General features: G+C 60.6%; 15 protein-coding genes. All 15 read left to right on the top strand.

Annotated elements, in window-relative coordinates; genetic code table 11:
• Window positions 1-7 precede the first annotated feature (7 nt).
• Window positions 8-520 carry a terminase small subunit protein gene (locus tag AB4037_RS08610; RefSeq protein WP_441771239.1) on the top strand — a complete coding sequence of 171 codons (513 nt, stop codon included), beginning with the start codon at window positions 8-10 and terminating at the stop codon, window positions 518-520.
• A complete protein-coding gene (locus AB4037_RS08605; protein WP_441771238.1) occupies window positions 486-2,057 on the top strand; it encodes a terminase in 1,572 nt (523 codons plus the stop codon). The genes AB4037_RS08610 and AB4037_RS08605 overlap by 35 nt, the downstream gene beginning before the upstream one ends.
• Complete coding sequence (locus AB4037_RS08600; RefSeq protein WP_441771237.1) at window positions 2,057-4,243, top strand: hypothetical protein; 2,187 nt, start codon at window positions 2,057-2,059, stop codon at window positions 4,241-4,243. The genes AB4037_RS08605 and AB4037_RS08600 overlap by 1 nt, the downstream gene beginning before the upstream one ends.
• Window positions 4,243-5,253, top strand: a complete 1,011-nt coding sequence (locus AB4037_RS08595) for a hypothetical protein (protein WP_441771236.1) — start codon at window positions 4,243-4,245, stop codon at window positions 5,251-5,253. Before AB4037_RS08600 ends, AB4037_RS08595 begins: the two co-directional genes overlap by 1 nt.
• Window positions 5,253-5,528, top strand: a complete 276-nt coding sequence (locus AB4037_RS08590) for a hypothetical protein (RefSeq protein ID WP_441771235.1) — start codon at window positions 5,253-5,255, stop codon at window positions 5,526-5,528. Before AB4037_RS08595 ends, AB4037_RS08590 begins: the two co-directional genes overlap by 1 nt.
• Before the next feature lie 2 nt (window positions 5,529-5,530).
• The gene (locus AB4037_RS08585; protein ID WP_441771234.1) at window positions 5,531-5,890 is read left to right on the top strand and encodes a hypothetical protein; all 360 of its coding nucleotides are present in this window, start codon (window positions 5,531-5,533) and stop codon (window positions 5,888-5,890) included.
• Window positions 5,891-5,933: 43 nt separating this feature from the next.
• Window positions 5,934-7,061 (top strand): hypothetical protein, encoded by a 1,128-nt coding sequence (locus AB4037_RS08580; protein WP_441771233.1) that lies wholly within the window; start codon window positions 5,934-5,936, stop codon window positions 7,059-7,061.
• 24 nt (window positions 7,062-7,085) lie between these two features.
• Window positions 7,086-8,087 (top strand): phage major capsid protein, encoded by a 1,002-nt coding sequence (locus tag AB4037_RS08575; protein ID WP_441771232.1) that lies wholly within the window; start codon window positions 7,086-7,088, stop codon window positions 8,085-8,087.
• Between the two features lie 11 nt (window positions 8,088-8,098).
• A complete protein-coding gene (locus AB4037_RS08570) occupies window positions 8,099-8,875 on the top strand; it encodes a hypothetical protein (RefSeq protein ID WP_441771231.1) in 777 nt (258 codons plus the stop codon).
• Between the two features lie 72 nt (window positions 8,876-8,947).
• Complete coding sequence (locus AB4037_RS08565) at window positions 8,948-9,589, top strand: hypothetical protein (RefSeq protein WP_441771230.1); 642 nt, start codon at window positions 8,948-8,950, stop codon at window positions 9,587-9,589.
• A complete protein-coding gene (locus tag AB4037_RS08560) occupies window positions 9,589-10,296 on the top strand; it encodes a phage adaptor protein (RefSeq protein ID WP_441771229.1) in 708 nt (235 codons plus the stop codon). Before AB4037_RS08565 ends, AB4037_RS08560 begins: the two co-directional genes overlap by 1 nt.
• Window positions 10,297-10,397: 101 nt before the next feature.
• Entirely contained in the window at window positions 10,398-11,867 is a 1,470-nt protein-coding gene (locus tag AB4037_RS08555; RefSeq protein ID WP_441771228.1) for a hypothetical protein, read from the top strand.
• The gene (locus AB4037_RS08550; RefSeq protein ID WP_441771227.1) at window positions 11,867-12,292 is read left to right on the top strand and encodes a GNAT family N-acetyltransferase; all 426 of its coding nucleotides are present in this window, start codon (window positions 11,867-11,869) and stop codon (window positions 12,290-12,292) included. The genes AB4037_RS08555 and AB4037_RS08550 overlap by 1 nt, the downstream gene beginning before the upstream one ends.
• Window positions 12,276-13,295, top strand: a complete 1,020-nt coding sequence (locus tag AB4037_RS08545; RefSeq protein WP_441771226.1) for a tail fiber domain-containing protein — start codon at window positions 12,276-12,278, stop codon at window positions 13,293-13,295. Before AB4037_RS08550 ends, AB4037_RS08545 begins: the two co-directional genes overlap by 17 nt.
• Window positions 13,295-13,648, top strand: a complete 354-nt coding sequence (locus tag AB4037_RS08540; RefSeq protein ID WP_441771225.1) for a hypothetical protein — start codon at window positions 13,295-13,297, stop codon at window positions 13,646-13,648. The genes AB4037_RS08545 and AB4037_RS08540 overlap by 1 nt, the downstream gene beginning before the upstream one ends.
• Window positions 13,649-13,676: the final 28 nt, after the last annotated feature.

Genomic DNA, 13,676 nt, shown 5'->3' with positions numbered 1-13,676 from the left:
AGCTTCCATGACTGATGATACCCATCTTACACATAATGCTGATGAGGCAGCCGCTCCCAAGACAGGGCGCCCATCCAGCTTCACGCAGGACATTGCAGACGCCATCTGCGAGCGGCTGGCAAACGGGGAGAGCCTGCGCAGCATCTGCCTTGACGGGAACATGCCGGCACAGTCGACAGTTTTTCGTTGGCTGGCGGCGAACGCCAGCTTTCGCGAGCAGTACGCCCACGCGCGGGAGGCCCAGGCAGATGCGCTTTTCGACGAGTCGTTGGATATTGCGGACGATGGCAGCAACGATTGGATGCGGCGCAACGACCCCGAAAATGCCGGCTGGCAAGCGAATGGCGAGAATATCCAGCGCTCCAAATTGCGGATCGAGACGCGGCGATGGATGGCGGGCAAGCTTCGGCCCAAGGTCTACGGCGAAAAGACCGCTGTTGAACACGGCGTGAGCGGCGAAGTCTCTGAACTGCTGAAAGCGATCGATGGCACAACGCGCGGCCTTCCAAGCGGCGGTTGAGCAGTTCTCTGACGTCCGCTGGAGGCTGAGCAACCTCTATTGGATCGTGGACAAGGAGGGGCACCGCGTACCGTTTCGGATGAACTGGGCTCAGCAAGCCCTGTTCGATGCGATGCACTACCAGAACGTGATCCTGAAAGCGCGTCAGCTCGGCTTCACGACGTTCATTCAGATTTTCATGCTGGACGCCGCGGTGTTCAATTCGAACATCCGGTGCGGCACCATCGCTCACACCCTGGGCGATGCCCAGACAATCTTTCGGGACAAGGTGAAGCTCCCCTATGATCATCTGCCCGATGGCATCAAAGAGGCGGTGCCGATCGTCAACAGCAACTCGCAGGAACTGTTGCTGAAGAACAATTCGAGCGTGAGGGTGGGCACGTCGCTCCGATCCGGCACACTGCAATATCTGCATGTGTCTGAGTATGGGAAGCTCTGCGCAAAGTTCCCTGAGAAGGCGAGGGAGGTTCGAACTGGCGCGCTGAACACCGTGCAGGCTGGACAGCTTGTCTTTGTCGAGAGCACGGCGGAAGGGCAGGAAGGCCACTATTACGAGACGTGCACGATTGCCCAGGCCAAACAGCGCACCGGCACGCCTCTGACGACACTCGATTTCAAATTCCATTTCTTCCCATGGTGGAAGAACCCGGAATACGAGATTGACCCGGCCGTCGTCGTCATCGGCGACGACATGGCCAAGTATTTCGACAAGCTGGCCAAGACCGTTGTCAGCCTGCGGCCTGGTCAGAAGGCCTGGTACGTCAAGAAGGCGGAAACTCAGCTTTCGGACATGAAGCGGGAATATCCGTCGACACCCGAAGAGGCTTTCGAGGCGGCTGTTGAGGGTGCCTATTACGCTGATGAGCTGGCCAAGCTGGAGCTTCGCGGCGGAATCGGCATCTTCCCGGCAGATCCGCGCTATTTGGTTCTCGGCGCCTGGGATATCGGCAAGCACGACTATACGGCGATCTGGTTTTTCCAGTTCATTGGCGGGCGCATTCGTATTGTCGGGTATTACCAGCTTGCCGGCGAGGGGCTGCCGCACCACGCCAAGGAGATCAAGGATCTGGCCAAGGAGCGCGGCTGGACGCTCGGCACGCAGATCTGGCCACACGATGGCCGCGTGACGGAATGGGGCTCAGGCCTGGGCCGTGTCGAGCAAGGCTTGCAGCACGGCTTGAAGATCATCATCGGCGCCGATCTCAGCATCGATGACGGTATCAACGCGGTGCGCTCCACGCTGCCGCTCTGCGACTTTGACGAAGGCGCGACAAGCGAAGGCCGCAAGGCCCTGTCTGCCTACCGCAAGGAGTGGTCCGACGATCGGGGCATGTGGCTGGATAAGCCCTGGCACGGTTGGCCCAGCCATGGCGCCGACGCTTTCCGGTACCTGTCGGTGAGCCGGCACATGATTTCTGAGGTGCTGGTTCCCAAGGATCCAGAGGAAGAAAAGCCCAAGCTCGGGCTGTCCGACTGGACATTTGATGAGCTGCACGAGGACGCGAACTTGATGACAGATCGCAGAGAGCGCGCCTGATGGCAGACGATTACAATTCGCGCGAACAGCCCGGCACCGTGGCCATGAAATGGCTATCGGAGATCGAGGCCGCCCAGCGCGACATGCAGCCATACCGCACGCGGTGCAACAAGATCCGTAGGTTCTACCGGTATGATAGCAGCCGCACGGCCAAGCGTCGGCGGTTCCAGTTGTTCTGGTCGAATATCGAGACCATGAAGCCGGCCGTCTATGCCCAGACGCCCAAGGCGGTGGTGGACACCCGTTTTCGCACTGGCAACCCTGTCGCCCGCATCGCCTCGCAGTTGCTCGAGCGGACAATCCAGTTCCAGTTCGACGCCAACGATTTCGACCGATTCCTGAAGCAGATCCGCGACGACTATTTGCTCTATGCCCGCGGCGTTCCCAGGCTGCGCTATGAAGCGGTGTTCGAAGAGGGCGATGTCGAAGACGGCCTTACCGAGGCTCCGCAGGAGCAGCGCGCCGAGGCCGAAGAGGCAGGCCCTACGGAAGTGCTCGCCTTTGAAAATGTCCGGCTGGACTATGTGCAGCGTGAGGATTTCATTCACCCCAAGGGCCGAACGTGGGAAGAGCTGCCCTGGCTGGCATATCGGGCCTATCTGACGGGAAAGCAGTTCAAGGAGAGGTTCCCCGACTATCGCGGCGCCGTGCCGCTCAACAGTTCCGAAAGCCGCGAAACCAATGACGGGCAGCCTTCGGACAGCGAAACCCGCAAGGCTGAGATATTCGAAATCTGGGACAAGGTGAACCAGCGCGTCTTGTGGGTTGCCAAGGGATGCGCCGAGGTCCTGGAGGAGGGTGCGCCCTATCTCAAGCTGAGCGGCTTTTATCCGTCACCTCGTCCTGCCTATGGCACGCTGACCAATGACAGCTTGGAGCCGATCCCGGATTTCATTTTCTACCAGGATCAGACGGAGGAAATTGACGACCTGACGAACCGGATCGCGGCCCTGACCGATGCTCTAAAGCTCATCGGCTTCTATCCGGCTGGACCGCAGGGCGAAGGCGCTCCGGAAATCGAGCGTGCAATGACGCCCGGCGTCGAAAACAAGATGATCGCGGTGAAGTCTTGGGCGGCTTTCACCGACAAGGCCCAGGGCGGGGCGCCGATCGTCTGGCTGCCCGTCGACCAGGTCGCCAAGATCATTGTCGAGTGCATCAACCTTCGCAAACAGCTCAAGGATGATGTTCGGGAAATCACCGGCATTTCCGACCTGATGCGTGGCGATACCGATCCGAACGAGACGGCGCATGCGCAGAATCTCAAGGCGCAATACGGCTCGTCCCGCATGGGGGATCGCAAGAAGGAGCTTGCCCGTGTTGCCCGCGATATCGTCAGCATGGCGGGGGAGATCATCGCCGAGCAATTCCAGCTCTCCACGATGATGGAAGTGTCGGAAACGCAGCTTCCCACTCGGCAGGATGTGGCTATGCAGCAGCAGCAGGCCGCGCTTGAGTTCCAGAAGGCTCAATCGCAATGGCAGCAGGCAGCTCAGATGGCGCAGCAGCAGGGCCAGCAGCCTCCTCCCCAACCTCAGCCGCCGCAGGTCCTGAACAACCTCGGGCCGACACAGGAAGACGTTCAGGAACTGCTCCGCAATGGTGTTCTTCGCCGCTTCCGCCTCGATATCGAGACTGACAGCACTGTGTCGGCCGACGAGACGCAGGAGAAGCAGGACCGCACTGAGTTCCTGCAGGCAGTGAGCCAGTTCATGACGGTCTGGGGGCCGATGGTTCAGCAGCAGCCTGACCTGGCACCGATGGCCTGTCAGTTCCTGCTGTTTGGTGTCCGTGCCTTCCCTGTCGCTCGTGAGCTGCAGAACGTGATCGAGGAAACCACTGATAAGCTGATGGCGATGGCCGGCCAGCCCAAGCCGCCGCCCCAGCCGTCGCCCGATGAGCAGATCAAGATGGAAACCGCCAAGATCAAGGGGCAAGCGGAGATCCAGAAGGCGAACACCGAGGCCCAGACGTCCCAGTTCGAAGCTCAGGCCAAGATGGGGCAGACCAAGATGGAAATGGATCGGGCCGCCCAAGAGCATCGGATGGGCATGGAGGCCATGCAGGCCGATCACGCTATCAAGATGCGCACTCTTGAGCAGCAGGTTCTGATGGACGAGCGCCGCATGGTGGCACAGGACGCCGTGAACGGGATGCTGCGGCCGAAGAACACGGGGCAACCCTGATGTCCAACCAGGCGCTGCGCCAAGCCTCAGTGCGGGCCGCCACGGGCACCGCCTACGACTATAACGGCGATTGGTCCGCCCTGTTCGACCTGGCCGGCGTGCCTGCCTATGACTGGAACGGCCGGCTGCTGGCTTATATCAATCTAAAGCTCGGCACCCCTTACACCGAGATCAACGGGGCGATGGCCGCCTTTGCGATTGCGAACGGCGCACCGGACTGGAATTCCCTCGGTACGTTCCCGGCAGCGCTCTTCGACCCGGCCGCCACTGCTCTCTTTGCTCGCATGACCGTGCAGCCCGACAACACCCGGAAGGCGCTCATCAACTCCACGATCGTGGGGTTGAAGACCAGCGGCATATGGGCCAAGGCAGACGCGCTTTACGTGACGGCCGCACATGATGCGCAGTCCGCTCGGCTTAACTGGGTACAGGACCTCTACAATCTGACGGCGATAAACGCGCCTACATTCACCGTGGACCGTGGATACGCTGGCGACGGCTCGACATCGAGCCTTGTCACCGGAATAACTCCAGAGACAGCCAGTCTCAAGTTCAAGCAGGACAGCTCTCATATCTCTTTTTACAATCGCTCGGTGCGCGCGGCCGATGCCTCAATCCAAATGGGAGTATTCACCGGCTCGACGGCGACATACCTACAAACACGCGGCACCGGTGATCAGTTTAATCAAGCCCTCAACGATGCTGGTTCGGCACCGGCAATAGCGAATGCCGCAAACCCCGGCCTCTATGCCATTGACCGCGCATCCTCTGCGCAATTCTTGGCGTTCAAGAACGGAGCGCAAGTTGGAACGTCGGTGATCGCCAGCACCGCCCCGACGAACGCCGCTCAATTCGGCATTCTATTCATTACATCTGACGGCGGTTCTCTTGGCTTCACCACCGATCAAGTTGGCTGTGCCACGATTGGAGCAAGCCTTGGCGTGACGATGCAGGGGCAGCTTTACACCGCTATCCAGGCCTACATGACCGCGATAGGAGCAAACGTCTAATGACCGTCCAAGCCTTCATCGTGCTCGACACAGACCAAAAGAACGCGGCTGCCGCGCTCAATAGTCCCGATGCTGCGGTAATGCCTCAGGTGGTCACCAACACTTTGGCCAACAATCTGGGCTTTGGCACGCTGGTGGGCCTCTTCGTGTTGCCGGCGCGTCTCCTGAACGATCCGGCCTATGCCGCTTGGGTGCCTTCGCTGGGAACGCTTCCGATCCATATCATGGACAGCGAAACCCTGTTCGTCCCGGTGACACTGCCTTGGGGGCACTGAGCATGAACGCAGACCAGGCATACCGCGACAATTTCAAGCGGATCGATTGGTCGATGCCGATCGAGACGGTGAAGCCTGAGCGCTCACGCGGCGCGCGCTCTGACCTGCCGTGCCCGATGCTCGTTCGCGATGACATCGGCGCCGTGAAGAGCATGCAGGACGGCAAATTCTACGACAGCCGTTCCGCTCTCTATCGCTCCTACAAAGACCAGGGCGTTCGCATCATGGAAGCCGGCGAAGAACCGTCCCGGCCCGATCGCCCCCCGGTGACCAAGGCTGAGATTGCCGAGGCAGTCCAGAAGGTAAAGCAGGGCTACAAGCCCGATCCTCTTCCGACCTCTGTCCTTCCTGAGGACGAATAGCCAGCCCGACATCAACGGGTAGCGGCGCAACCCCCAAGAGAGCATGACCGACGAAGTCCTGAACGAGGGCGTCATTGAGACGCCAGCAGGCGATGACCTGCGTGCGACGATCACCGCGGCTATTGAGCAGCAGCGGGCGGCTGTAGCGGAGACCCCGGCTGAAACTCCCCTTGCCAATGAGCAGGAAGAGGCAAAGCAGGCCCGCGCCCGCGACGAGAGCGGCCGGTTCGCCAGCCAGGAGAAGGCTCTGGAGAAGCCCCAAGAGGGCAAGGAGCAGAAGGCCGGCGCGGCTGATGCCCCGAAGGGCGACAATGCCGCTCCTGAGACTCCGCAGGAGGATCAGCAAGCTATCCGGCCGCCTCCCGGTTGGTCTCCCAAGAGCAAGGCCGCCTTTGACGGCCTGCCGCCCGAGGTGAAGGCCGATATCGTCAAGCGCGAGCAGGAGGTGAACCAGGGGTTTGCCAAGCTCACGGAATATAAGGGGCTGGAACCCTTTGCAGAACGGGCGCGTCAGGCCCGTACTACGCTTGAAGGTGCCCTGACCAACTATACGAATTGGGAAGATTCCTTCAGGCGCGACCCCTTCGCTGCCGTCGCCCATCTTGCCAGTAACTTTGGGATCCATCCTCAACAGTTTGCGCAAGGTCTCTTGCAGCGCCTTGGCGGCGGTCAGGTATCGACGCAGTCAGGCGACGATACCAATCCAGTGCAGATCCACCCGGCTCTGCTCCAGGAACTTGCCCAGCTAAAAAGCATCGTCACCAATCAAGAGAGTGAACGAGCCAATCAGCACAGGCAGACCGTGGCTCAGAACGTCGACACGTTCTTCGCCGATCCCAAGAACAGGTATGCCGACAACGTGTCGGAGATCATGGTGAGCCTCATCAACCAGGCCAACACCAGCGGGCAGAAAATCGACCTTCCCGCGATCTACGAAACGGCCTGTTGGATGCATCCCGACGTCAGGCAGTTGCTCATCAACGAGCGTGCCACCACTCCCGCCGCATCAAACGCGGCAAAGGCCAATGCGGCAGCTCAAGCCCGCCAGGCCTCCAAAGCCGTGACCGGCGCACCGGCTCGAGGTGAGACCCCGACCAACGCGCCACCCGCCAATGAATCGCTCAGAGAGACTATCCGGCGCTCTATCGCAGAGCAGCGCGGCGAGGCCTGAGTATCATCATAAGGACATAGGCAGATGCCTGCACCTCTCGTCACTTCCGTTGACTGGGGCGATGTCGTCACGACCACCTTGGAGAACCGCTCCAAGAAGCTCTCGGACAACATCACCAACAACAACGCCTTGCTCGCATACATGAAGGATAAGAGCCGCAAGCCCTTTTCCGGTGGCCGCGAGATTATCGAGGAACTGCGCTACGCGCAGAACCAGACGTTCATGTTCTACTCGGGCTACGAGTTCCTGAACATCACGCTCAACGACACCATGACCGCCGCGCGATTCCCCATCAAACAGGCATCGATCGCGGTCGTGATTTCCGGCCTTGAGCAGCTCCAGAATACCGGCGAAGAGCAGATGATCGACCTCATCGAAGCTCGCGTCGACGGCGCCGAAGATACTTTCTGGAACCAGATGTCTGCCGGCATCTATTCCGATGGTACCGGCTGGTCCGGCAAGCAGATCACCGGCCTTGCGGCCCTGATCTCCAAGGCGCCGACCACCGGCCTGATCGGCGGTATCGACCGCGCTGCAAATCCCTGGTGGCGCAACGTGTCGGTGAACGCGAACACCGACCCGCTGGGCGTCGTCACGTCGACCAACGTCGTCCAGTACATGAACAAGACCACGATCTGCCTGAAGCGCAATCAGGATGGCGTCAATCTGATCGTGGCCGACAACAACTATTACCTCGCCTATCTGAGCTCCCTGCAGAGCATCCAGCGCATCACGGATGGCGGCGGAGACAAGGTTGGCATGGGCTTCACCGGCCTCAAATACTACGGCGCCGGCAAGTCGGTCGATGTCATCCTCGATGGCGGCAAGAACGGCCAGATCCCCGTCAACACCATGTACTTCCTGAACACCGACTTCCTGAAATACCGCCCTCACACTCAGCGGAATTTCAAGGTGGTTGGCGGCAATCGCCAGAACGCCAATCAGGACGCCACGGTGCGGATCTACGCGTGGGCGGGCAACATGTCCGCTGACAACCTGTCCCTCCAGGGCGTGCTCTGGCAGTAAGGATCCTCACAATGACCATTGCATACCTCCAGTATGGGGGCATTGGCCCGCGTCTCTACGCGCCCGAAGGCCCTCTCGACATCACCGGCAAGTCCGGCCCCCTGCCGTCCTTCCGCGTTGGCGAAGTGGTCAGCGGCGATCAGGAAGCGGAGTTTGTGTTTCTCCTCTTCACTGTCGGCTCTGCCCCGCTCACCGTGAACCAGGGCGACCTGTTCCAGTGGGACAACAACGGCACCGCTACGCAGCTCACCACGGCTGCCGGCGTTCGCGGCCAGTCTGTCGGCGCCTTCTATCTGGGCGGCCGCTATGGTGATCCCGCTGCCACTCCCTTCTCCTATGTGTTCCCGGCCACGGGCACCTATGGGATTTGGGTTCAGCGCTCGGGCGTCAGCCTGCTCAAGGCGGCTTCCGCTGCCGCTGCCGGCAACCTGGCTGAAACCACGGCAACGGCCGGCCAAGCCAATGCCCCGGCGTCGGCAACTGTCGGCTCCAAGCTCATCGTCGGCCTCTATCTGGCGCAAACCAATGTGGCGTTCACCGCGAACACCACCAACGGCTCGCCGACGCTGACGAATATCTCGAGCACCGCCGGCCTCTATCCTGGTCAGACCGTGGCGGGTACCGGCATCCCCGGCTCCACCACGATTGCCTCGATCAACGGCAATCCCGGCAACTACACGATCACGCTGAGCGCCAATGCCACGGCGAACGGCACGGCGGTGGCGATCACTGCCAACGGCTATGTCGAGGCCTATTTCAAATGGCCGTACATCGACAAGACCAACTGATCCGGTTGGCTGATGACACCAGAGAGGCCCTTCGGGGCCTCTTTTCTTTTCCCATCAACAGGAAAAACCCCAATGAGCTATACCGACATGCTCGGCGATGCCGGCGACCCGATGATGACGATCGGTCACAACGGCCATGAGCAATGGATTGAAATGAATAGGGGCGTCACCCCCATTTTCTACATGGAGCCGGTCGAAAATCCCGCTGCGTCCGCAAAGGCAGGGCGCCCGATCTTCGATGAGATCGAGACCGTTCGAATCTTCGTTGCTGGCGACCCCTTCAATCAGATTTCCTCGCCGGTTACCGACCATTACCGGGAGCGCTTCGCCGAAGCCTATGGGAAGTGGAAGGCAGATCGCGAGAACGCCGACCAAATCACCGGCACCCCGCTCAGGCAGTGGCCATTGATGACGCCGGCCCGGCTCAAGGAATTCGAGGCCTTGGCCATCTTCAACGTGGAAGGACTGGCAGCCGTCGCCGATGCCCAGTTGTCCAAGCACCACGGCTTGCGTGAATGGCGCGACAAGGCGTCGGCATGGCTGAAGAACGCCGCGGACAACGCTTTCGCGATCGAAATGGCCGAAGAGAACCAGCGTCTCAAGGATGAAATGGCCACTCTCAAAAGCGATTTCGCTGAACTCTCGGCCCTCGTCAAATCCCAGTCTGACGACGAGCGCCGCGGGCCTGGTCGACCCAGGAAGGACGCTGTCTGATGTCCCTGCTGTCCATCGTCCAGAAAGCCGCCACGCGGATAGGGCTTTTGCCTCCGCAATCGGCTTTCAGCTCCCCAGATCCGACCATTCAGCAGCTTGTGGCGTTCGCCCAAGACGCAGGCGACGATCTGCGCGAGCGCTGGACATGGCGCAATCTGAAATCGAGCAATGCCACCTTCACGGGCGATGGCGCAACCGCACAGTTCCCTTTGCCGGCGAACTTCGCGACGCTGTCGCCCTCCGATACCTTCATTTCCAGCAGCTATCCCACGCTGACGATGCCAGGCCCGGTCAACGAAGAGGATCTGTTGCGCCTCAAGGCGTTGCCGGTTTCGGTGCAGCCTTCCTGCTGGCGTTTGATCAACAACAAGATCGAATTCTTCCCGGTTCTCGGCGTCGGCGAGGTAGCGACCTATGTCTATGCCACGGCGCCTTGGATCCTCGATCAGGACGGTGTGACCCGGAAACTCGAATGGAGCGCCGACACTGACACCTCGATCATTCCCGAGCGCCTTATCATGCTCGGCACGATCTGGATGTGGAAGCGGTCCAAGGGTCTCGATTATGCGGAGGAATTCCGCAGCTATGAAGCATCCTTCGACACCAATGCCGGCCAGGAGAACACCGGGCGAGAAATCAGCACGACCCAACTCCTTGAGCCGGCGGATACGTGGTACCCCGGCATCATCAGCTATCCGGGGCCGTGATGAGGAAGCCGCTGCGCCCCGGCAATGGTCGGAATGTCATCTCTCGCCAGCACACCATCCCGGCCTCAACGAAGGGATGGGTTGCGAACGAGGCGATCAGCATGATGGACCCGCAAGCGGCTGTCGTGCTGGACAATTTCTTTCCCGACCCGGATGGCCTCCGCTGGCGCCCCGGTTCTCAGGTCTTCGCCACGACGCCGGAAACGACGCCGGTTGAAACCATCATGGTTTGGCAAGGGGGCAGCTCTACCAAGATGTTCGCCTGCGTCGGCAACAAGATCTACGACGTCACCAATGGCGGCAACGTCGCATCGGCCGCGGTCTCTGGACTGAGCAACAATCGTTGGCAATGGCTGGAATTCTCGACGCCTGGTGGGCAATTTCTGGTGGCCGTCAACGGCTTCGATGCCCCGCGCTTCTATGATGGCACGAGCTGGAGCACGTCACCGGCTATCACCGGCCCGGCAAATCCGAACGCGCTCGTCCATGTCTGGGCTTCAAAGCGGCGCCTCTGGTTTATTGAGAGCGGCACGGCTGACGCCTGGTATCTCGCCCCGAATTCCATTGGCGGCGCCGCGACGAAATTCCCTCTGGGCTCCCTGATGGTGAAAGGCGGTTCTCTGATCAGCGGCTGCACCTGGACGCATGATGCTGGCCAGGGACCGCAAGATTACTGCGTCTTCCTCTCATCCGAGGGAGAGGTTTTCGTCTATGCCGGCACCGACCCAGCCAGCAGTACCACATGGTCAATAGTGGCGCGCTTCGTTGTCGGCCGGCCGATAGGGAGGCGCTGCACGCTGAACATCGGCGCTGACGTGGTGTTGTTGTGCTCCGATGGTCTGATGCCGGGCTCGCAGGCGATCAATATCGATCGCGCCGCTGCTGCTCGAGCTGCTTTCACCTGGAACATCCAGAAGGCTTTCACCGACGCCTATGCCCTCTATGGCCAGAACTTCGGATGGCAGATCCTGAGCTATGCCAAGGGCAACATGGCGATCATCAACATACCGACCGCCGAGGGCGTGACCTCGATCCAGTATGTGATGAACGTGCTTACGGGTGCCTGGTGCCGGTATCTCGGGCTCAATGCCTCATCCTGGGGAATCCGGCGCGACGATCTGTTTTTCGGCGACGTCGCCGGCAAGGTGTTCCAGGCCGAAATCGGCAGTGCCGACAACAACACCGCGATCGCCGCGACATGGATCTCTGCTTTCAACGATCTGGGCATCAAAGGGCGCACGAAGTCGGCCCGCATGGCGCGCCCAGTATTCATCACGGATCCCGGCATCGCTGCCCAGGTGGCCGTCTGCGTCGACTACAATATCGTGGCGCCGACCGCCGCCCAATCGTCGCCGGTGCTGAGCGGGTCTCTCTGGGGCTCGGCACGGTGGGGCACGGCCCGCTGGGCGGCTCAAAACAATACGATGGCGAAGTGGGTTGCAGTGACCGGTGAAGGCTACCAGATGGCGGCGGCGGTCTCGATCAAGGCTCTGCCGGCAACGCCCAATGTCGGCGTGAACTGCAAGATCACTGAAATGAACGTCCTGTACGAGCCGGGCGGCTATTTCTGATGGAAATCGTCACGGGCCGCGATGTGGAAGTGGCCCGGTTGGTCGGCGATCTGATCGGCTTCACCTTGTCGCCGCCCTTCGTCTCGATCGGCGTTGCTCGAGGTGGTGATCTGATCGGTGGTGCGGTCTTCAATTGCTGGACCGGTTCCGACATTCACATGACGATCGCAGGCCCTGGCATCCTGTCCCGCCAAGTAATGAAGGCCTTCGCCCACTACGCTTTCGTGCAGGCGGGATGCCAGCGTGTCTCGATGACGGTGCGGGCCAGCAATCATCTTGTGCACCGCCTGGCCGGCCGCTGTGGCTTCAAGATCGAAGGCGTGAAGCGTCGCGGCTACGGCGATGAGGATGCCATCATTTACGGGCTGCTGCCCGAAGATTTTCCCTGGTTGAAATTAGAGGTGCAAAATGGGCGACGCGCCTGATCCACCCCCGGCACCGGATCCGGTCAAGACCGCGAATGCGCAAACTGGCCAGAACATCGCGAGCGCGATCGGCACGCAGCTGATCAACCAGACGAACCAGGTCACGCCGCAGGGCACCCTGAATTATTCGCAGACCGGCATGAACAAGTACCGGATGCAGGATGCGAATGGTGCTTGGCACGAGTATGAAATCCCGCAGTTCACGGCGACGCAGACCTATTCGCCAGACCAGCAGAGGCTCTACGACCTCAGCAATCAGACCAAGCAGACGGTTGCTCAAATCGGCGTCGACCAGTCTAAGAGGATGGGCGATCTGCTGAACACGCCACTGGATCTGTCCGATTCCACGATCGATCAGCACCTCTACGACCTCTATTCGCCTCGCATCACCGATCAGCAAAACCGGCAGGGACAGGCTCTGCAGGCCCAGCTTGCGGCCCAGGGTGTCACGGCTGGCTCGGAGGCCTACAACAACGCCATAAAGCTGCAGGGTCAGGGCAACAGCGATCAGTGGAACCAGATGCTGCTCAACGGGCGCCAACAGGCCGTTCAGCAGATGGTCACGCAGCGCCAGGAGCCGATCAATGAACTGAACGCGCTCATGTCAGGCTCCCAGGTGACCAACCCCACCTATGGCCAGACGCCGAGTACGCAGATCAAACCCGCCGATTACGAGGGTGACGTCTACAATTCCTACAATGCCCAGCTCGGCGCCTACAACGCCCAGAACCAAGCGAATGYGGCCAGCATGGGTGGCATCTTCGGCACGATCGGCAACATCGCCGGCATGGGCCTGGGCGGCTGGCTTCGGTCAGATCGCCGCCTGAAGCGCAATATCCGACGCCTGGGCGCGCTCAGGAACGGCATTTCGTATCATGCCTATGAGATCGGTGGCGCCCGTGAAATCGGCCTTCTGGCTCAGGAAGTCGAGCGCGTGAAGCCTTGGGCGGTACGCGAGTTCGGCGGCGTCAAGCATGTCAACTATGATCAGGCGGTGATGTGATGCCTATCGATCCCAGCTCTTCCTTTCAGATGTCCGCTGATCCCAACAAGCCTGTCGTGCGGCAGATGCAGGATATGATTTTCGGAGGTCTGTTTGGCCCGGATTGGCGCACCAATGGTCAGCAGGCCACGCAGAGCGCGGGAGCCCAGAACGTCACCAATGCGATCTTGGGCGGCTCCTGGAGCCCGCAGCGCGGCATGGGGAGCATGATGGGATCCTCTCCCAGTTCGGCGGCGCGTGGGACGTGGAACCCGGCCGCCCAAGGGGCGCAACAGTCAGGTTTCCGGGCGAACCCCAACTATCTCGACGACAATCGCACCCATGGCGGCATGGGCGGCGGTTCCCACCTCTGAGGGGTAGACCATGGCTCTTTCGTTCATT

It is taken from the genome of Labrys sp. KB_33_2 (assembly GCF_052114505.1).
Classification (GTDB): domain Bacteria; phylum Pseudomonadota; class Alphaproteobacteria; order Rhizobiales; family Labraceae; genus Labrys.
This window is presented reverse-complemented; position numbering and strand designations above follow the sequence as displayed.